General features: G+C 66.3%; 18 protein-coding genes and 1 pseudogene. 16 read left to right on the top strand and 3 right to left on the bottom strand.

The genetic code is table 11. From position 1 onward, the window contains the following. Positions 1-16: 16 nt before the first annotated feature. The 11 genes from GON04_RS00095 (at position 17) to GON04_RS00045 (ending at position 13367) form a co-directional block, all read left to right on the top strand. The gene (locus tag GON04_RS00095; RefSeq protein WP_157395973.1) at positions 17-1690 is read left to right on the top strand and encodes a DUF1302 domain-containing protein; all 1674 of its coding nucleotides are present in this window, start codon (positions 17-19) and stop codon (positions 1688-1690) included. A 19-nt stretch (positions 1691-1709) separates the two neighbouring features. Next, positions 1710-3056 carry a DUF1329 domain-containing protein gene (locus tag GON04_RS00090; protein WP_157395972.1) on the top strand — a complete coding sequence of 449 codons (1347 nt, stop codon included), beginning with the start codon at positions 1710-1712 and terminating at the stop codon, positions 3054-3056. Positions 3057-3066: 10 nt separating this feature from the next. Continuing rightward, on the top strand, positions 3067-4107 hold the full coding sequence (locus GON04_RS00085; protein ID WP_181653560.1) for a YCF48-related protein: 1041 nt from the start codon (positions 3067-3069) through the stop codon (positions 4105-4107). Between the two features lie 8 nt (positions 4108-4115). Continuing rightward, on the top strand, positions 4116-6506 hold the full coding sequence (locus GON04_RS00080; protein WP_232532904.1) for an efflux RND transporter permease subunit: 2391 nt from the start codon (positions 4116-4118) through the stop codon (positions 6504-6506). A 14-nt stretch (positions 6507-6520) separates the two neighbouring features. Continuing rightward, positions 6521-6940 carry a DoxX family protein gene (locus GON04_RS00075; protein WP_157396175.1) on the top strand — a complete coding sequence of 140 codons (420 nt, stop codon included), beginning with the start codon at positions 6521-6523 and terminating at the stop codon, positions 6938-6940. After that, on the top strand, positions 6940-8052 hold the full coding sequence (locus GON04_RS00070) for an ABC transporter substrate-binding protein (protein ID WP_157395970.1): 1113 nt from the start codon (positions 6940-6942) through the stop codon (positions 8050-8052). The genes GON04_RS00075 and GON04_RS00070 overlap by 1 nt, the downstream gene beginning before the upstream one ends. Before the next feature lie 23 nt (positions 8053-8075). Then, the gene (locus GON04_RS00065) at positions 8076-9233 is read left to right on the top strand and encodes an alpha/beta hydrolase family protein (RefSeq protein WP_157395969.1); all 1158 of its coding nucleotides are present in this window, start codon (positions 8076-8078) and stop codon (positions 9231-9233) included. 19 nt (positions 9234-9252) lie between these two features. Further along, entirely contained in the window at positions 9253-10203 is a 951-nt protein-coding gene (locus GON04_RS00060) for a VOC family protein (protein ID WP_157395968.1), read from the top strand. Between the two features lie 12 nt (positions 10204-10215). Further along, positions 10216-10575: a Rieske (2Fe-2S) protein gene (locus GON04_RS00055; protein WP_157395967.1), complete on the top strand. Its 360-nt coding sequence runs from the start codon at positions 10216-10218 to the stop codon at positions 10573-10575. After that, positions 10572-11687, top strand: a complete 1116-nt coding sequence (locus GON04_RS00050; RefSeq protein ID WP_157395966.1) for an FAD-dependent oxidoreductase — start codon at positions 10572-10574, stop codon at positions 11685-11687. The genes GON04_RS00055 and GON04_RS00050 overlap by 4 nt, the downstream gene beginning before the upstream one ends. Before the next feature lie 300 nt (positions 11688-11987). Beyond that, positions 11988-13367, top strand: a complete 1380-nt coding sequence (locus GON04_RS00045) for an MFS transporter (RefSeq protein ID WP_157395965.1) — start codon at positions 11988-11990, stop codon at positions 13365-13367. Positions 13368-13559: 192 nt separating this feature from the next. Here GON04_RS00045 and GON04_RS00040 read toward each other — a convergent pair. Next, positions 13560-13941 (bottom strand): annotated as a pseudogene (locus GON04_RS00040) (aromatic ring-hydroxylating dioxygenase subunit alpha); the annotation flags it as partial. Positions 13942-14030: 89 nt separating this feature from the next. Next, positions 14031-14978 carry a LysR family transcriptional regulator gene (locus tag GON04_RS00035; RefSeq protein WP_157395964.1) on the bottom strand — a complete coding sequence of 316 codons (948 nt, stop codon included), beginning with the start codon at positions 14976-14978 and terminating at the stop codon, positions 14031-14033. Between the two features lie 96 nt (positions 14979-15074). Here GON04_RS00035 and GON04_RS00030 point away from each other — a divergent pair, with 96 nt between their 5' ends. Genes GON04_RS00030 through GON04_RS00010 form a run of 5 tightly spaced genes read left to right on the top strand, consistent with a single transcriptional unit; the run spans position 15075 to position 19848 of the window. Continuing rightward, positions 15075-16112: an SMP-30/gluconolactonase/LRE family protein gene (locus GON04_RS00030; RefSeq protein WP_157395963.1), complete on the top strand. Its 1038-nt coding sequence runs from the start codon at positions 15075-15077 to the stop codon at positions 16110-16112. Further along, the gene (locus GON04_RS00025; RefSeq protein ID WP_157395962.1) at positions 16109-17095 is read left to right on the top strand and encodes a fumarylacetoacetate hydrolase family protein; all 987 of its coding nucleotides are present in this window, start codon (positions 16109-16111) and stop codon (positions 17093-17095) included. The genes GON04_RS00030 and GON04_RS00025 overlap by 4 nt, the downstream gene beginning before the upstream one ends. Before the next feature lie 12 nt (positions 17096-17107). Continuing rightward, positions 17108-17893, top strand: coding sequence for a cyclase family protein (locus GON04_RS00020; RefSeq protein WP_157395961.1), 786 nt, complete (start codon positions 17108-17110; stop codon positions 17891-17893). Next, positions 17894-18865, top strand: a complete 972-nt coding sequence (locus GON04_RS00015; protein ID WP_157395960.1) for an NAD-dependent epimerase/dehydratase family protein — start codon at positions 17894-17896, stop codon at positions 18863-18865. It abuts the gene before it with no gap. An 8-nt stretch (positions 18866-18873) separates the two neighbouring features. Beyond that, positions 18874-19848 (top strand): Bug family tripartite tricarboxylate transporter substrate binding protein, encoded by a 975-nt coding sequence (locus tag GON04_RS00010; protein WP_157395959.1) that lies wholly within the window; start codon positions 18874-18876, stop codon positions 19846-19848. A gap of 401 nt (positions 19849-20249) precedes the next feature. Here the strand turns inward: GON04_RS00010 and GON04_RS00005 are convergent. Continuing rightward, a partial coding sequence (locus GON04_RS00005) for an NAD(P)(+) transhydrogenase (Re/Si-specific) subunit beta (protein ID WP_157396174.1) occupies positions 20250-20334 on the bottom strand: 85 nt, incomplete at its 5' end.

Raw genomic sequence — 20334 nt, 5'->3', positions numbered from 1 at the left:
CAACGACGAGGAGATCATGTTCCACGCCCCCTTCCAGTTCTGTCCCAAATGTCGCTCGAGCGCGCTTGCTGTCGCGGCGTTGCTAGCCTGCGGCAGCGGTCACGCGCTCGAATTCGATACTGCCAATCCCGACCTGAAGGTCCGTTGGGACAACACGTTCAAGTACAGCGCCGCGGCCCGAGTCCGCGACCGTTCCCCAGCGCTTTCGCAGACGGCTTTCGGCCCGACGGGCGTCATCGGACCGAACAACGTCAACCAGGACGACGGCAACAACAACTTCAGCAAGGGCCTGGTCTCGAACCGGGTTGACCTTTTCAGCGAGCTGGACGTCACGTGGCGAAACAACTGGGGCGCCCGCGTCAGCGGCGCGGCCTGGTATGACACCGTCTACAACCGGCCCAACGACAACACCACATTCACGGCCAACCACGTCCCGGGCAACGAGTTCCCGTCGGAAACCCGCAAGCTGATGGGCCGCGACGTGGAAGTGCTGGATGCGTTCGTCTTCGGCAACTTCGACGTCGCCAGCAGACCAGCCACCGCACGGCTGGGCCGCCACACGCTGCTGTGGGGGGAAAGCCTGTTCTTCGGCTCCAACGGCATCGCGGGCGGACAGGCGCCGGTGGACCTGGTCAAGCTGCTGTCGGTGCCGAACTCCACCTTCAAGGAGATCGCGCGTCCCACCGGCAAGCTCTCCGGGCAGGTGCAGGTGAGCGACGCGGTGTCCGTCGGCGCCTACTACGGCTACGAGTGGGAACCGACACGGCTGATTCCGGTGGGAGCCTACCTGTCCACCAGTGATGTCATGGGCCCAGGTGCCGAGCGACTCAATGCCGGCCCGATCGGTGTCTTTGCGCGCCAACCGGATCTGGAGCCCAAGAACGGAGGCCAGGGCGGGATGCAGCTGCGCTACCGCGCTGATGCGATCGACACGGATTTCGGCTTCTACGCGATCCGTTTCCATCCCTATGGCCCGGCCAACATCTACAACACGCTGACGGGTTTCCCCCCGGCGTTGGCGGCGTCCAGCTATCGATGGGTGTACCACGAGGGTGCCCGTTCCTACGGCGCCAGCTTTGCCAAGTCGATTGGCGAATGGGGATTCGCAGGCGAGGTTTCCATCCGCGACAACATGCCGCTCTCGAGCAGCGGTGCCACCGTGCTGAGCAGCATTGGCGTCGGCACCAACCTCGACAACCGTGACAACCCGGGCTACGCGGTTGGCCGTACCGGCCATGCGCAAGTGTCCTGGCTGGCTAGCCTCGGCCCCAACCCGATCTGGCGCGAAGCAAGCTTCCTGGGTGAAGTCGCCTGGAACACCCGCATGAAGGTTACCCGCGGGGAAGCGCAGCTGAACCCGAACGCCGACCGTTCTGCCGCTTCCGTCCGCATGGTGCTGTCGCCCACCTACCGCCAGGTCTTCCCTGGCCTTGACCTCACGCCCAGCGTCGGCGCCAGCTACACCGCGGGCAAATCGTCGGCGGTCGGCCCCGGCTTCGGCGTCGACAAGGGCGGGGACTTCACGATCGGCCTGACCGGCGTCTACCTGAACCGGTGGGTCGCGAGCATCAACTACGTGCAGTTCTACGGGCCGGAAGGTTCCGCCCTGGACAACAACAACAACGTGCAATTCATGCAGGCACTGAAGGACCGCAACTTCGTCAGCGTCTCGCTGCGCACCACCTTCTGATCATCTTCGGAGACCCATCATGAATCTGCGCACCTTCGCGCACCTCACTCTTGCGGCCGCCGCTGGCGTCGCCCTCACGGCGCAGGCTGCCGTCAGCAGCGACGAGGCCGCGCGCCTGAAGACCACGCTGACGCCTCTGGGCGCGGAAAAGGCCGGCAATGCCGCCGGGACGATCCCAGCGTGGACCGGCGGCTACACCACGCCCATTCCCGGTGACAAGCCGGGCGGAAAGCGGGGTGACCCGTTCAAGGCCGAGAAACCGCTCTACAGCGTGACGCCGGAAAACATCGCCCAGCACGCCGACAAGCTGAGCGAAGGCGTGAAGGCGATGCTGCGCAAGTATCCCAACAGCTACCGCCTCGACGTATACCCCACGCACCGCACCGCAGTGGCGCCGCAGTGGGTCTACGACAACACCCTGCGCAATGCGACCCGGGGCAAGCTGGAAGGTGACATTCCCAGCGGCGTGTATGGCGGCATTCCGTTCCCGATACCGAAGTCCGGCGTCGAGGCGATGTGGAACCACAAGCTGGCCTGGCGCGGCGCCTCCTGGGAAGCCGACTTCAACCAGTACCAGATCACGGCCGACGGCAAGGTGGTGCTCACCACCAGCGGCCAGATCAAGCAGTCGATGCCCTACTACCTTGAGGACGGCGCCGACAAGTTCTCCGGCTACTACTGGCAGGTGAACCTGGTCAACGACGGGCCGCCCATCCGCGCCGGGGAAATGATCGCCGGCCGTGAACACTTCGACCCGTCCAAGGTAGCGGCCTACGTCTACCTCACCGGCCAGCGGCGTGTGCGCAAGCTGCCAAATGCCTGCTGCGACACGCCCACGCCGGCGAGCGCGGGCCTGATGTCTTTCGATGAGATCAGCGTCTTCACCGGCAAGACAGACCTGTTCGACTGGAAGCTGGTCGGCAAGAAGGAGGTGCTCGTCCCATACAACAACAACCGCCTGCTGCAGGCGAAGGACGCCGACCTGATCAAGGGCCAGCACCTGAATCCCGACCACCTGCGCTGGGAACTGCACCGCGTTTGGGTGGTGGAGGCCAGCCTCAAGCCCGGCCAGCGTCACCAGGCTCCCAAGGGCGTCTACTACCTGGACGAGGATACGTGGCAGGCGGTCCTGGGCGACCGCTGGGACGCCAACGGCCAGTTGTGGAAGACCACCTGGAACCTGAACTACGTGATGCCGGATTTCCCCGGTACCGTTCAGCAGACCTTCGGCTTCTACGACCTGCTGACCGGCCAGGCCTACGTCTCCAACGTCCTGAACGACAAGTCCTACCACCATCGGCCCACGAAGAACTGGTCGGACACGATCTTCACGGGCGACGGCCTGGCGGCCCAGGGCGTGCGCTGAGGAAGACGACGTGAGGCGACTCGGTTCCCTTCTGCTGGCCGCGTGCGCCGTGGCCGGGGCGGTGCAAGCCGCGCCCGTACCCGACGCGTTGGAGCGGCCGTCCCTGATGGTGCGCGATCCCGGCCGCACGGTCCTGCTTGGCGTCGCGCAGTGCGGCGCCCGGCTGCTGGCCGTGGGGGAACGCGGGGTCGCCGTCACGTCCGACGATGGCGGCGCCAGCTGGCGCCAGGCGCGCGTCCCGGTGTCCGTGACGCTGACGGCAGTCCGCTGCCCTGCGGCGAAGACGGCATTTGCCGTCGGTCACGGCGGCGTCGTGCTGAATAGCACCGACGGTGGCGACACGTGGTCGCTGCGGTTCGATGGCAAGCGTGCGGCGCAGTTGGCGCTGGATGCGGCCCGCTCGGGCGGCGAAGCGAAGGCCATCCAGGAGGCGCAACGCCTCGTGGCCGAGGGGGCCGACAAACCCTTCCTCGACCTGCACTTCTTCGACGCGCGCCGCGGCTTGGTGGTCGGCGCCTACGGCTTGGCATTTGCCACCGAGGACGGCGGCCAGACCTGGCAGCCCCTCATGCAGCGGCTGCCCAATCCCAAGGGGAATCACCTCTACGCACTGCGCGGCCAGGGCAACACCCTGCTGCTGGCCGGCGAGCAGGGCCTGGTTCTGTTATCCACCGACGGCGGCCGCGAATACCGCCGGCTGGAACTGCCGTATCAGGGAAGCTTCTTCACCGCCGAGCTTCTGCGTGAGCAGGAGATGCTGGTGGCGGGCCTGCGGGGCAACGTCTGGCGCAGCGCCGATGGCGGAAAGTCTTGGGCGCAGCTCGCGTCACCCGCTCCCGTTTCCATCACCGCTTCGACGAACGCCCGTGGCCAGGTGCTGCTTGCCAATCAAGCCGGCGAGGTGCTGGCCGTGGAACAGGGCGGACTCGTGCCCCTGAAGACGCCGCCGATGCAGCCGCTGAACGCCCTGCATTCCGCCGGCTCCGGACCGCTGGTCGTGTTCGGATTGCAAGGCGCCATCCAACTGCCGCCGGCTCCGACGCGGCCCTGACCATGAGCATGCAAGATTTCGACCCGCGCTCGGGCTCCACCGTGGAGCGCGCCCTGTTCAACCACCGCTGGCTGGTGCTGCTGCTGTGCGCCTTGGCGACAGTGGTCCTCGGCTGGCAGGCGACACACCTGCAGCTCAATGCGAGCTTCGAGAAGACGATTCCCGCGGGCCATCCGTACATCCGCAATTTCCTGGCATACCAGTCTGAACTCAGCGGCCTGGGTAATTCCGTTCGCATTGCAGTAGCGCCGAGGGAAGGCACGATCTATGACGCGCGTTACATGGAGACGCTGCGCAAGATCAACGACGAAGTGTTTCTGGTGCCGGGTGTCGAGCGCATGCGCATGAAGTCGCTGTGGACTCCGGCCACGCGCTGGGTTGGCGTGACGGAGGAAGGCCTCGATGGCGGCCCAGTGATCCCAGACCGTTTCGACGGCTCGCCTGCCAGCCTGCACCAGCTAGCCTCCAACATCGCTCGTTCGGGCGAGATCGGTCAGCTGGTGGCAAGGGATGCGAAATCCAGCGTCATTTTCGTGCCGCTGCTGGCCAAGGATCCGCAAGGGCAGATGCTCGACTACGGCGTCCTGTCGGACCGGCTGGAAGGCATCCGCACCAAGTACGAAGCGCAGGGCGTCGCCATCCACGTGACCGGTTTCGCCAAGATCATGGGCGACCTGATCTCCGGTGTTCGCGCGGTGTTGGCCTTCTTCGCCATCGCCGTGGCGATCGCCGCGGTCATGGTCTTCTGGTACACGCGCTGCATTCGCTCCACCCTGCTGGTAGTGGCAGCGTCGCTGGTCGCGGTGGTGTGGCAACTCGGGCTGCTGCCGACTCTGGGCTACGCACTCGACCCCTACTCGATCCTGGTGCCCTTTCTGGTGTTCGCCATCGGCATGAGCCACGGGGCCCAGAAGATGAACGGCATCATGCAGGACATCGGGCGCGGTCTCGACAAGCTGGTCGCCGCCCGCTTCACTTTCCGCCGGCTCTTTCTGGCGGGCCTGACCGCCTTGCTGGCTGACGCGGTGGGGTTCGCCGTGCTATTGGTGATCGACATCCAGGTCATCCGCGAGCTGGCGATCGCCGCATCGATCGGCGTTGCCGCGCTAATCTTCACCAACCTGATCCTGCTGCCCGTGCTGTTGTCGTACACCGGCGTCAGCGCCCGCGCTGCCCAGCGTAGCCTGCGCGCGGAAGCAGCAGAAGCAGGCGGAGCGGGCAAGCATCCGTTGTGGGCCGCGCTCGACCGTTTCACGCGAAAGCCCTGGGCCACCTGGTCCGTGGTCGGTGCGCTGGTGCTGGGCGCTGTCGGCGTGGCGGCCAGCAGCCAGCTCAAGATCGGCGACCTGGACCCGGGTGCGCCCGAGTTGCGCGCCGACAGCCGCTACAACCGCGACGTCGCCTTCATGAACGCCAGCTACGGTGCGTCCAGCGACGTGCTGGCGGTGATGGTGACGACGCCGGAAGGCCAGTGCTCGCGCTACGACACGCTCAAGCGGGTGGATGCGCTCGAGTGGGAACTGCGCCAGGTGGAGGGAGTCGAGTCGACCAACACGCTGGGCCTGCTGAACCGTCGGGTCCTCACTGGCCTGAACGAAGGCAATCCGAAGTGGTACGAGCTTCTCCCCAACCAGGAGATGCTGAACCTAATCACTGCCGGTGCTCCGCGCGGCCTTTACAACGAAAGCTGCGGCCTGCTGACCACTTACGTGTACCTGAAGGACCACAAAGCCGACACGCTGGCGCGCGTGGTGGCGCACGTGGAGCGTTTCGCCCGCAGTAACGACACGCCTGAGGTCAAGTTCATGCTGGCGGCCGGTTCCGCCGGCATCGAGGCCGCAACCAACATCGTGGTGAAGGACGCCTGGCGGCAGATGCTGCTGCTGGTGTACGCCGCGGTGGTGGCCCTTTGCTTTATCACCTTCCGGTCCTGGCGCGCCGTCGTGGTTGCGGTCGTTCCGCTGGTGCTCACCTCCGTGCTCGCCGAGGCGCTCATGGTGGCGTTGGGGATTGGCGTCAAGGTGGCGACGCTGCCTGTGATCGCCCTGGGCGTCGGCATCGGCGTCGATTACGCGCTGTACATCCTGTCGGTGACCCTTGCGCAGATGCGCGAGGGCAAGAGCCTGTCCGAGGCCTACTACCGGGCTCTGCTCTTCACCGGCAAGGTGGTGATGCTGACCGGCGTCACGCTGGCGATCGGCGTCATCACCTGGGTCGCCAGCCCGATCAAGTTCCAGGCCGACATGGGCATCCTGCTGGCATTCATGTTCCTGTGGAACATGCTGGGCGCCCTGGTGCTGTTGCCGGCGCTGGGCCACTTCCTGCTTCGGCCCAGTGCAAACGGTGAGTACGGTTCCAACTCGCCGTTGCGCGCCGTCAGGGAACTGGTCGCGAAATGAACGAAGGCGCTTCCATGCAAAACAAGGCTTCCTCCGCCGAAGGGCTGCTGGCCCTGGCCGGCCGAGTGCTGATCGCGACGCTGTTCCTGAACTCGGCGCTGGGGAAGATCATGGGCTTCCAGGGCGTCGTGGGCTTCGTGGCTAGCAAGGGCCTGCCCCTGCCTGCAGTGCTCCTGGCCGGGTCGGTGCTGCTTGAAGTGACCGCTTCGCTCGCGTTGCTGGCCGGCTTCCGCACGCGCTGGGCGGCGCTGGCCCTAGCAGGCTACTCACTGCTTGCCGGCTTCCTGTTTCACGACTTTTGGGCCGCACCGCCGGCGCAAGCCATGATGCAGCAGTTGTCGTTCTTCAAGAACCTTGGCATCGCCGGCGGCCTGTTGCTGGTCGCGGCACTCGGGCCGGGACGGTTCGGTGTGGGTCAACAGGCGCCGCAGTGATGAAGCGCAGGCTCGCTCTTTCTCTCGTATTCGCGGCGGCCCTGGTGGGCGCCGCGCGTGGCGAGCCGGGTGTCACGCCGCACAAAGTCGTGATCGGCATGTCCGCACCGCTTTCCGGCCCGCTCGCGGTCTACGGCAACGAGCTCGAGAAGGGCTTGAGGCTGGGGTTGGCGCAGGCCAATGGCGCGGCCGGTGTCGGCGGCCGCCAGCTCGAACTGCTGGTGAAGGATGACGGCGGCAACCCCGAGCGAGCAGTGGCCAATACGCGCGCGCTTCTGGACGGTGGTGTGCTTGCACTGACCGGATTTCACGGGCCGGCTTCCATCGAGGCGGTGTTGCCGCTGATAGAACAGGCCAGGGTCCCGCTGGTCGGGGCGGCCAGCAGCGCCGAATTGTTGCGCGAGCCTTTGCGCCGGCACGTGTTCAACCTGCGCGCCGCTGCGCGCGAAGAAGCTGCGGCCATGGTGTTGCAGCTTGATACGGTGGGGATGACCGAGATTGCCGCCATCACGCAAGACGACGCTCTCGGACGTGCGGCCGCGGAAGGCGTGCAGGTGGAACTGAGCCGGCTGGCGATTCGGCCTCTGGCGTTCGCGCGACTCTCGGCAGCGGCAGGTGCGGCGCAGGCGGTGCAAGTCGCATGCAAGACCCCGCCGCAAGCGCTGATCCTGGGTCTCGATGCAGGCAACGCGCTCGCGGTGATCCGTGCTGCGCGCAAAGCGGGCTGCACGCCGCAGTTCTATGTGATGAGCGAGGCCGGCACCCAGCTCGTCGCCGGCGGCGCCTCCCCCGGCGAACTGGCGGGTGTCATCGTCTCCCAGGTGCTGCCGCATCCGCGCACTGCTTCCGTCCCGGTCGCCGCGGACTACCTCCGCCTGGCCGCAGGCGCGCCCAGCTATGCCGGACTCGAAGGATTCGTATATGCCCGCGTGATCACCGAGGCCCTGCGCCGCTGTGGTCGCGAGCCCACCCGCGCATGCCTGGTAGACGCTCTGGAATCGCGTCCCGTCGATACCGGAGGCTACCGCGTGCAGTTCACCCCCCAGGACAGGCGCGGCTCGCGTTTCGTCGAGATGACGATCGTCACGCCCGACGGCCGGTTCCGTCGCTGAAAACTAATTCACCGGAGTTCCCCTTGTTCCGCTATTTCCCAACCAACTACGTCTGGAATCTCTCCGTCGACCTTGCCATCGAGATGGGAGCCCGCATCGGCGAGATCGAGGAGATGTGCGCCCCGCTGCAGGACGCTGCCAAGCAACCCGATGCCGCGGGCACGCAGGCTTTTCGCGAGACCTGGAGGAGGACCGCCGACAAGCTCTGTGGGCTGGCCGAAGAGGACGAGGCGCGCGGACGCCCGCTTTCCGCGGGCGAGAAGTACGGCCGCGCGGCGGCCTATCTGATCACGGCGGAGCGCTTGCAGGCGCACGGTGCACCGGGCCGCATGGAACTGTATCGCCGCATGCTGGATGTGTTCGGGCGCAGCCTGGGGCTGTCGCGCGACAACTGCGTGCGCGTCGAGATCCCGTACGAGGGCAAGCACATTGCCGGCCTGTTCAGCCGTGCGGACGGTGTGCAGGGCCGCGCGCCGGTCCTGGTGCAGGTCAATGGCCTCGACTCCACCAAGGAAATGAAGTACCGCGTCGGCATGCCGGCCTGGCTGGCGAAGCGTGGCGTGTCTTCACTCGTGATCGACCAGCCGGGCACGGGCGAAGCCTTGCGCCTTCATGGCCTGCCTGCCCGTTACGACGCCGAGCATTGGGCCAGCCGCGTGGTCGACTGGCTGGAACTGCGCGACGACGTAGATTCCAGGCGCATCGGCCTCGAGGGCGTGTCGCTGGGTGGTTACTACTGCCCGCGGGCCTTGGCCTTCGAGCCGCGTTTCGCCTGTGGCGTGGCCTGGGGTGCAAACCACGACTGGCGGGACGTGCAACAAAAGCGCAAGGCCAAGGAAGGCGACCTGCCCGTCCCCCACTACTGGGAGCACGTACGCTGGGTCTTCGGCGCCAAGGACGACGAAGAATTCTTCCGCATCGCCGAGAACATGCACCTCGATGGCGTTCTCGACCGCATCAAGGTGCCGTTCCTCGTCACCCACGGCGAGAAGGATTCTCAGATTCCGCTGAAGTGGGCGCACCGCACCTACGAACAGCTGGTGAACAGCCCGAAGCGCGAGCTGAAGATCTTCACCGACCGTGAAGGCGGCGCCCAGCACGCCAGCTTCGACAACAGCATCAACGCCGGCCACTACATCGCCGACTGGGTCGCGGAGACCCTGGGCGGCCGCACCGCCTGAATTCCAAAGAGGACCTCACATGAACATCATTGGACCTGACGCGCTCGTTTTCGGCGTCGACGACATCGCTGCCTGCGCACAGTACCTTACCGAATATGGACTTCAACCCGTCGGCGGGGGCCGCTTCGAGGCGCTGGATGGAACCGCCATCGTCATCGCCGCGAAGGACGACGCGACCCTGCCGGCCGGTTTGGGAACGGCCAGCATGCTGCGCAAGACGATCTATGGCTGCGCGGACCAGGCGACGGTTGACGCCATCGCGCAGGAGCTGCGCAAGGACCGCGACGTCAAGCAACTGGCCGACGGCGCCATTGAAAGCGTGGACGACCTCGGCTTCGCGCTGGGCTTCCAGGTTACGGTGCGCCGCAAGCTTCTGGACCTGCCTGGGGAACTGTCGAATGCGCCGGGCAGCGCCGCGCGCCGCCCGGTGAACTCGGTGGCGGTGGACGACGGGATGGCCGCCAAGCCGCGTACGCTGTCTCACGTGGTCTACTTCGTGCCCGACGCGGCGAAGGCCGAGGCTTTCTACGCGAAGCGCCTGGGTTTCATCACCACCGACCGCTTCACTGGCGCCGGCCCCTTCATGCGGCCTGCCGGCACCGAGGACCACCACACGCTGTTCATGATCCAGACGCCGCCGCAGATGAAGGGCTGCGAGCACTTCACATTCCATCTGGGCGGCCCGACGGAAGTGCTGCTGGCGGGCACGCGCTTCGTGGCCAAGGGCTACGAGTCGTTCTGGGGCCCGGGTCGGCACCGCTACGGCTCTAACTGGTTCTGGTACTTCAACAGCCCGCTGGGTTGCCACGTCGAGTACGACGCGGACATGGACCAGCACAACGACCAGTGGACGGCGCGGGAAGCGGCCATGGGCGCGGATGCGTCGCAGCTGTTCCTGTTCCAGCACAGGGAAAAGTGGGCACCCGGTGGCCCGCCGCCCGGTGCGCAACGCGCCCCCGGCGACCATTGACACAGAGCGGGTATGCAGGAAGTCATCCGGCTCTGTCACTCTGGCGAGATTGCCGAAGGCAGTGCCCGTGGTTTCGATCCTAAAGGCAGCGGCCGCGACACGATGTTCGTCGTGCGGCGCGATGGTCTGCATGCCTGGCGCAATGCCTGCCCGCACTGGACCGGCACATCGATGGCCTGGCGCAAGGACGCTTACCTGAACGCAGACGGCAGCCGCATCGTCTGCGCCGCGCACGGCGCGCAGTTCGACATCTGGAGCGGCGCCTGCATTCTGGGGCCCTGCATCGGCGAGTCGCTGGTGCGCGTAACCCTCATTGAATCCGAAGAAGGCACGCTGAGCGTGGACATTTCCCAGCTGGAGACAAGTACATGAACATCCTCATCATCGGCGGCGGCTTCTCCGGCATGGCGGCCGCGATCCAGCTGCGCAAGCTCGGTGCGGCCGTCGACCTCGTGGAGATCGACGAAGGCTGGCGCTCCTACGGCGCGGGCATCAGCCTGGGCGGCGCGACGTTGCGCGCCTTCCTTGAGCTCGGTGTCCTGGACGCCTTCCTGGAGCTTGGCGCTGCTGGCGACGGTGTCGAGGTCCAGCTGCCGCACGGCCAGGTCATCGCCACCTTGCCAACGCCGCGCATTGCCGGCCACGACGTGCCGGGCGGCGGCGGCATCATGCGGCCTGTCTTGGCCCGCATCCTGGCGGACGCCACGCGCGCTGCCGGCACCCAGGTGCAGTTGGGGGCGAGCTTCACGGCGATCACCCAGGACGCCGAGGGCGTGGAGGTGACCTTCACCGACGGCCAACGCAGGCGCTATGACCTCGTGGTCGGCGCCGACGGCCTGTACTCCAAGGTGCGTCAGACCCTGTTCCCGCAGTCGTCTCAGCCCAGGTACAGCGGCCAGGCCGTTTGGCGCGCAGTGCTGCCGCGCCCGCCTGAGGTGAAGGGCGCCACGATGTGGGCGGGGGGCAAGGTGAAGCCCGGCATCAACCCGGTGTCGAAAGACGAGATGTACCTCTTCGTCACCGAACACCGGCCGACCAACCCTTACGTGGACTCCGCGACATTCGCAGACCACCTGCGCGGCCTGCTGGATGATTTTTCGGCGCCCCTGTTGCGCTGGATCCGTGACCGGATCGGCCCAGATTCGCAGATCGTCTATCGGCCGCTCGAGTCGGTGCTGCTGCCACAGCCCTGGCACGTGGGTCGCGTGGTGCTGATCGGGGACGCGGTGCACGCCACCACGCCGCATCTTGCCTCCGGTGCCTGCATCGGCATCGAGGACGGACTGGTGCTGGCGGAGGAAGTCGGCTGGCAAGGCAGTGTGCCCGCCGCCATCGCCGCTTTCGAGCAGCGCCGCTGGGAGCGCTGCCGCATGGTGGTAGAGAACTCGATGCGACTCGGCGTGATCGAGATGGAGGGCGGCAGCAAGGAGGAGCACGCGCAGATCATGCGCGACAGCCTCATGGCACTGGCGCAGCCGATCTGAACAGGACTGAGCGCGGCATGCCGCGCTTTGCAACGCTACCCCGGCCGATGGCTGTGCAACTTGCAAGCCAACGGCCAGTGCGCGTGATGTGCCTGGTCGAAATTGAGCCGCTTCGCTGGCATCGGCAATGACAGCGGCATCAGAGTGAGGATCCGGCGCACTCGCTCACGGCGTTCTCGATCGCTCCGGAGTCAGGGTGTCGGCGGAAGGTAGGAAGGCCACGCCGAGCTGGCCGCCGAGCAGGTCCTGCACCATGGGACCGTCCCACTTTCAAGGAATGCGGAGCAGGAGAATGCGGCCTTGTTCCTTCGAGGCCTCGCCGGCGAAGTGGAAGATCGAGCCAGGACCGATGTTGCCGTATTCGAAGACGGTGGTCTGCTTGCGCGCGCGTTCGATCCGGCCAATACCAGGGTTGACCCTTGGTATCGCCCGCATGAATGCATGCCATGGAGATTTCCCATTTGGCCCGCCTGCGTCTGCCGCGTACGCTTCGCGCAGCTTTCAATTGAGCGCTTGCGCGCCTTCGCTATGCCCACTCCCTCCCGCAGCGGCATCGCTGCATTGCTAGTCGCCCACTGCGCCGGCATGCTGGATCTTGTGGCACTGCCGGTATGGGTCGGGGCGGCGCTTGTCGGCACGTACAAGCTCGATCCCCAACAGGCCGGCTTGCTGGCCAGCCTGTTCCTGGGCGGCCAGGTGGTCAGTAGCATGCTGCTGGCTCCGCGCTTCACGCGCGTGCCAGCCCGCCAGGCCGCCGTGGGAGGCTTTGCCATTGCCGGGCTCTCCTTTCTCGGTGTCGCGCTCACGGCGTCCTATCCACTCATGGCGCTGTTGCACTGCATCGGCGGCATGGGCGCCGGTTGCGCACTCAGCGTCACCCACGGCTGCATCGGGCGCAGCGCCAACCCGCACCGGCTGTTCGCATTGGCGGGATTCGCGCTCGCCCTGTTCGGCATCTTCATCCTTGGGGGCGGATCCAAACTGGTGGCGGGGCAGGGCGGCGCGGCCCTCTTCTTCCTATTCGCCGCCGTGATGACCTTGGCCTGCATCGTGGCCACTGCGTCCTTTCCGAAGCTCGGGGGAGGGAGCGAGCGTCTCGACGGGCCGAATGCGCCCTTGCCGCGCGCGGCCTGGTTCTGCATGGTGGGCATTGGTCTCTTGGCCTTGGCGCAGGCGACGATGTTCAGCTTCGTCGAGCGGGTCGGTGTGGACCGCGGCTTCGGAGCTGCGGTCACGGCCGTGCTGGTTGCAGCAGGGTTCGTCAATCTCATGCCGGGGCCGCTCGCAGGATGGCTGCAGCACAAGCTCAGGCCTGAAGCAGTCATCGTCGCCGGGCCGCTGGTGCACGCGGCCGCCGTGTTTGCTATCACCCACACGGATTCCTTCGCGCTGTATGCGCCGCTGGTTTCCGTGCTCATCGCCACCACGGTGTTCACCCACACCTTCCTTTTCGGCCTGGTCGCCCGCCTCGACGCCAGCGGCCGCGCGGTGGCTGCCACCCCGGCCATGCTGATGCTGGGCGCCGCCATCGGGCCCGTGCTCGGCGGAACCGCAGTCAAGCTGGTGGGCTACCCCGGCCTTGGCGTGGTCGCCGCCGCCATCGGCCTGTGCTCTTCGGCTATGTTCGCCTGCGCGCGCGCGCGCAGGGAAGACGCCTCAATTTCCTCTCAACCTGCCTGATTCCGAGAGCGCCATGATGAGTGACAAGCATGGGGATCCTGGGCGGCATTGGGGCCGATCCTGAGAACCTCACACACATGAAGCGCATCGGGCCGCGAACGGTGCGGCTGCCGTGAGCGGGACAAGCAGTATCTGGGAGGCGTGGCCGTTCGTAGCTAGAACACCGATCAGGTAGCGAGGTGACCTGCATCCTTATCGCGCCTTGTTCCCCATGCTGGCCGCTGCGCTCGCACGCTCGGCTTCGAGCAGCCGGTCGAGCACGCGGCGCGAATGAACTCCGCCGGTGTCGATACTGAGCTTGAGCAGTTGGCGCTCAGGCCGTTGCAACAGGATTTGCTGTTGGCGCTCGAGCATCTCAAGGTCCTCGGCAAAGATCTTCCGCAGGCCCTCGCGAATGCTCGCAGTGAGCGCTTTGTCTTCCGGCCGGAAGCTGCGGGCTATGCCCCAGAAATACCAGATCGAGGTCTCGGTCTCCGGCGTGATGAAGTCCACCGATGCTTGAAGCCTTGACCTTCGAGTCGGCTTCATGGCCGCCTTGCCCCGCCAGTGCAACGCCGACTTCGATCATGACGTGGCGCCTGCCCGCCAGCAGGTGGACCAAGGCGCCCGGCATTCATTGTTATCGGCAACAAACCCGCGATTTTCTGGTGCAGTCTTAGCCGATCACGGCGGGCGCCTGCGGTCGCCGGCAAGGGTATAGAGTGCCGGCATCCGCTCCGCTTCCGCGATGATCTGGTCGCGTACCCACTGCACGCCCGGGTCGTCGGCGCGGTAGCGGTGCCACTGCAACACTTCTGTCAGGCGCGGCGTCTCTATCGGCGGCGGTAGCAGGCGCACCGGCATGAACTGCTGGAACTGCATTGCCAGGCGGGTTTGCACTGTGGCGACACGCCGGGTCCCCACCAGGAAGCGCGGGATCAGAGCGAAGCCGTGGGTGATGACCTCGATGCGCCGGGTCTGACCGTGCTCGTTGGCGTACCACTGCTCGAACCAGGGGTTGCTGCCGCGTTCCTGCTGGTAGACGACATGGCCGAAGAACTGGTATTGCTCCAGGGACAGGCCATGGGCCAGATCGGGATGCTGCGCGCAAGCCACCACTTGGTAGGTATCCTCGAAGAGCACGGCCTGCGGATGGTCGGCCAACGTCAGGTGGGCAGGCACGATGAGGAAATCGGCACGTCCCTGGTCCAGGTCCTGCGCCATGGTCGCGCTGGTGGGGCGGATGTCGAAGCTGAGTCCCGGCGCAACAAGCGCGATGCGCCGGAGCACCTCCGTCAGCATCACGTGTGACAGGTAGTCCGAGGCGATGATCGTGAAGTGCCGTTGCGCGGTCGCCGCCTCGAACTCGGGCCGGACGCCCAGGGTGGAATCGACCTTCAGGATGATGTCCCGCACGGGCTGCACCAGGCTTTCGGCACGCGGCGTCGGCCGCAGCGTCCGGCCCACCGGCACCAGGAGTTGGTCGTCGAAGTACTCGCGCAGGCGGGCCAAGACGTTGCTCATGGCCGACTGCGTCATGTGCATGCGCTCCGCCGCCCGCGTCACGCTGCGCTCGGCGAGCAGCGCGTCCAGGGCGATGAGAAGGTTGAGGTCGATTCTTTGGTAGCGCATGCCCAATCGTAGCTTCGGAGGTATTGGCTAGGCAGATGACAGCCATTGCCAGATTTTGTTGGCGCCGGGCGCGCCCCCTCCCTATGCTTCCAGGCGATGAACAAGCGCAATCCCCTGCGAGGCTGGCAGGTTGACCGGGCAGCGATCCGCCATGTCGGGCACGAACTGCAGCGCCCCGAGTGCGTCCTCGCAGAGCGGGACGGCACCGTGTGGGCCGCGGACGCGCGCGGCGGCGCCATGAGGATCGCTCCGGACGGAAACCAGCGCCTCGTCGTGCCTCCGCAGTCGGAGTTCTTATCGAGCGCCGACTTTGACGCTCGCTACGTGCAGAGTCAGGGCTCCCTGCCGAACGGAATGACCTTCCTGGCCAACGGCGACCTCCTGATCGCGAACTGGGGGACCGACGCGGTGGAGGTGATGACGCGCGAAGGCCGCCTGCGGCGCCTGTTCGATCGAATCGACGGCCAGCCGCTGGGCAAGGCAAATTTCCCCCTGCGGGACAGTCGTGGCCGCCTGTACCTGACCGTCACCACGCGGATGCGGCCGTGGATGGACTCGATCAACGCGCGCGCCGCCGACGGCTACATCGCGCTGTTTGACGAGCAAGGCAACGCGCGCATCGTGGCCGACCGTTTCGAGGGCACCAACGAGATCCGGATGGACGCCAACGAGGAATGGTTGTACGTCGTGGAAAGCAATGGCCGCCGCATTTCCAGGCTGCGCGTGCAAGCGGACGGATCCCTGGGCCGGCGGGAGGTCTACGGGCCGAGCCAACTCGATGGTTTTCCCGACGGCTTCGCCTTCGACGCCTTCGGCAACCTCTGGGTCACGTTGATCATGGCCGACAAGCTGGTGGCGATCACCCCGGACGGCGAGGTGCTGACACTTCTGGATGACGGCGACCCCGAAGCCACGAAGTGCCTGAATGCGCACTTCGAGGCCCGTACGCTCACGCCGGAGATCGCGGCCGCCGCCGGCGGGACGCTGGCGCCCTGGCTGGCCAGTCTGACTTTCGGCGGTCCCGACCTGCACACCGTCTACCTGGGCAGCCTGCGGGGAACGACTTTGCCCAGTTTCCGCTCCCCGGTGGCAGGCTTGCCCCTGATCCACTGGAACGAGAGGCATGCCGCATGAAACTCGCGACGCTGAAGAACGGAAGCAGGGATGGCCGCCTGGTCGTGGTCTCGCGTGACCTGAAGCGAGCGGTCGAAGCACCGACCGGCCTTCCCACCCTGCTGCATGCCGTAGAGAACTGGGCTGCGGCGGCGCCGCGCCTGCAGGCGGTCTACCAGGCGCTGAACGAGGGCGGCGGGGTTGGAGCGTTCGACTTTGACACCCGGCGGGCCGCCGCGCCCCTGCCGCGCGCGCCCCAGTGGTGCGACGGCTCGGCCTTCCTCAACCACGGCGAGTTGATGCAGAAGGCGTTCAACTTGGAGCCCCTGCCGGATATCGAGACCATTCCGCTGATGTACCAGGGCGGTTCCGACGACATGCTGGGCCCGCACGACGACATCCGGCTGCCGGACGAAGCCCATGGCATCGATTTCGAAGGGGAGTTCGGCGTGATCGTCGGCGACGTGCCCCTCGGCTGCACGGCGCCGTTCGCGACGAGCCGCATCTTGCTGCTGGTGCAGATCAACGATGTTAGCCTGCGCGCCTTCGGCCCGCGCGAGATGCGGACCGGTTTCGGATTCTTTCAGGCCAAGCCTTCGTCCAGCTTCGCCCCGGTAGCCGTGACCCCAGACGAGATCGGTGCGGCCTGGCGCGATGCGCGGGTCTGTCTCGATCTGGGCATCGAATACAACGGCCGGTGGTTTGGCGACCCGAACGGGAGTGAAATGAACTTCGGCTTCGACCGGCTGATCTCGCATGCGGCCGCCACCCGGCGCCTATCCGCCGGCACCATCATCGGCTCGGGCACGGTATCGAACGCCGGCGACAAGAAGGGCTCGGCCTGCATCGCCGAGCGCCGCGCCATTGAATCCATTGCCGCGGGCGCAGCGAGGACGCCTTTCATGAAGTTTGGCGACCGTGTGCGCATGGAGGCCCGCTGCGATGGGCAACCCGTGTTCGGCGCCATCGACCAACGCATCGTGCAGGCCGAGCGGCCCCAGTAAGGAGAGCCCACCATGCCCCGTTTCGTCGACCTGTCGATCTACCTCGAGAACGACGTCCTGTCCGATCCGCCCATGCTGGCGCCCAAGATCGAGTATTCCAAGCACCAGGACACGATGGCCGAGTTCATGATGCTGTACCCCGGCACCAATCCGGAGGACTTCCCGGATCAGGAGGCCGCGGCCGCGGAATGGGTGCGTCTGACCACGCACAGTGGCACACACGTGGACGCGCCCTACCACTTCCACTCCACGATGGACGCGAAGCTGGGCGAGAAGAAGCCCTCCATCACTATCGACCAGGTGCCGCTGGACTGGTGCTTCCGTCCTGGTGTGAAGCTGGACTTCCGTCACTTCCGCGACGGCTACTGCGTCACGGCCCGGGACGTGGATGCGGAACTGAAGCGCATCGGCCACGAACTGAAGCCGCTCGACATCGTGGTGGTCAACACGCGCGCCGGCACCCGCTACGGGCACAACGACTACGTGAGCACCGGTTGCGGCATGGGCTACGAGGCCACGATGCACCTGCTGGAACGCGGCGTGCGCCTGACCGGAACCGACGCCTGGAGCTGGGATCCCCCCATGCTGCACACAGCAAAGAAGTTCGCTGAGACCGGTGACAAGAGCCTGCTGTGGGAGGGCCACAAGGTCGGCAAGGACATCGGCTACTGCCACATCGAGAAGATGCACAACCTGGAAGTGCTGCCAGGCGACGGCTTCACCATCTGCTGCTTCCCGCACAAGATCCGCGGCGCTTCGGCTGGCTGGACTCGCGCGGTCGCGATCTTCGAGGACTGAATGAAAGTCCTCGTGACCGGCGCCGGCGGTTTCATTGGCACCAAGGTCGTCGAGGTATTGCGAGCCCGCGGTCGCATCGGTGAGAGCTCCATCACGGCGCTGGCACTGGCGGACCAGAGCCTGGCCTGGGTACCGGCGGGCGCGCTGGCGCTGGAGGGCGACCTCGGTTCGGCGAGCGCGCTGGCGAGGGTGGCAGAGTTTGCCCCCGATGTGACGATCCACCTAGCCGCGGTGCCGGGTGGTGCCGCCGAGAAGGACTACGCGCTGGGCCGGCGCGTGAACCTGGATACGAGCCTGGCGTTGTTCGAGGCGCTCGCGGTGCGCCGGGAGCGGCCGCCGATCGTGGTCTATGCGAGTTCGGTCGCGGTGTACGGCGCGACCCTCCCCGAGGTTGTGCGGCCCGACACGCCTTTGGGTCCACCGCTCACCTATGGCGCGCACAAGCTCGCCTGCGAGATCCTGCTGGCGGACTTCAGCCGGCGCGGCCTGCTGGACGGCCGTTCCGTGCGGCTGCCCGGCGTCGTCGCCCGTCCGCGCGAGCCCAACGGCTTCGCCTCGGCTTTCATGAGCGACATCCTGCACGCACTCGCTGCCGGCGAGCGCTATACCTGCCCCGTCTCGCCACAAGCCACCACCTGGTTGATGTCGGCCTGGCGATGCGCGGAAAACCTGGTCCACGCCGCGAGCATGGAGGTGGGGGCCGACCCGGCGCGAGCTTGGACTCTCCCCGTGCTGCGCCTGTCCATGGGCCAGATCGTGGATACCCTCGCTGGCCTGTATGGCGCGGATCGTCGCGCCCTGGCCGACTATGCCCCGCAACCGGCGCTGGAAGCGGTGTTTGCCAACTATCCGCTTCTGGACAACTCCGCCGCGCGCGCGCTGGGCCTGGCCGACGACGGCTCGCCGGAAGCGCTGGTGCTACGCGCCCTAGCCACACGATACCCCCCGCCCCTGAGACGACGTTCCCAGTAGGAAACTCGATGCCCTCCCGCCGCACCTTCCTGGCCGCCGCCTCAGCGCTGGCCGCTGCTCGCGCCAGTTGGGCGCAGGGCAACGTCTATCCGGACCATCCGATCAAGCTGGTGGTGCCGAACCTGCCCGGCGGGCCATCCGACATCGTCGGACGCATGCTGGCCGATGGCATGCGGGCGAGCCTCGGCCAGCCCATCGTCATCGACAACCGCCCAGGCGCCGCGGGCCTGATCGGGACGGCCGCGGTGACATCGGCGCCTGCGGACGGCTACACCGTGCTCGTCACCTCGCGCAGTAATCACGTCATCGCGCCGCTGGTACAGAAGAGCACGAAGGTAGAACCGGGGCGCGACCTCGCCCCTGTTGGCCTGGCGTTGCGTGCAGTCGGCATGTTGGCTGCGCCAGCGAAGGCACCGTACAAGACGCTGAAGCAACTGGTTGCCTATGCGAAGGCCAACCCCAGCAAAGTGTTCTATGGCAGCGCGGGCATCGGTGCCGCCAACCATATCTCGATGGAACAGTTCCGCCAGCTCGCCGGCATCGAGATGACGCACGTGCCTTTTCGGGGCAGCGGTGGGCTGATCACCGGACTCATGGGCGGCGAAGTGGGACTCGCGCTGCTCGACTTTTCCTCGGCGCAACCGGGACTTCAGAGCGGCGCCATCGTGCCGCTTGTGCAGACGGCGTCCAAGCGCTTGGCATCACTGCCAAACGTACCGACCCTGATCGAGTCAGACTTCCGCAAATTCGACCCTTCCTTCTGGATTGGTCTGGCGGTGCCAAAGGGCACGCCGGGGTCGGTGATCGCGGCACTGAACCGTGCACTGAACGCGGCGCTGGCGGACACACAGCTGCGGGCGCGGGCGCAGGTGAATGGATGGGAACTCGTTGGCGGAGCGCCCAAGGCACTGGCCGACACCGTGGCCCAGGACTTGGCGGAGTATCCTGAGATCGTCCGCCGGCTCGACATCAAGGCCAGCTGAGCTAGAAATCTCGGCGGCCTTCGCCGCTACGCAGGTTGGGGCTGTGTACAAGGAACCACGCCAACCGCTGCGCGAACTCGCCTTGAATGCATCGGCGGATTCATCCGCTAGTAGACGGGTGATCCGACGAGCCTGAGCCACGCGGGCACTCAAGGTGTGGCAGGTGACGGTGTGGGGTGGCAAGTGGGCGGCTTTCGGGCCAGAAGCAGTCGTCGACGCGAAATGCTCTTTTGCATGAATCAGGGACGTCGACGATTTAGGCAGGGGACTTTGAGGCGAGGAAACAGAAGGCCGGCACAACGCGCGTTGCAAGGATGTGCCGCGGTCTTGTGTTGCCTTCCCGCAAGGGGGCGCAGGGCGCCGTTATGACTGCAGCGGTGCAACTGAGTGCAGCAGCAGTGTCAGCTCGTTAACGCCGACAGCACCTCGTCCAGCATCTTCTTGGCGTCGCCGAACAGCATGCGGTTGTTGTCCTTGTAGAACAGC

It is taken from the genome of Ramlibacter pinisoli (assembly GCF_009758015.1).
Taxonomy (GTDB): domain Bacteria; phylum Pseudomonadota; class Gammaproteobacteria; order Burkholderiales; family Burkholderiaceae_C; genus Ramlibacter; species Ramlibacter pinisoli.
The sequence above is the reverse complement of the archived record's forward strand: the minus strand, read 5'-3'. Positions and strand labels throughout refer to the sequence as shown.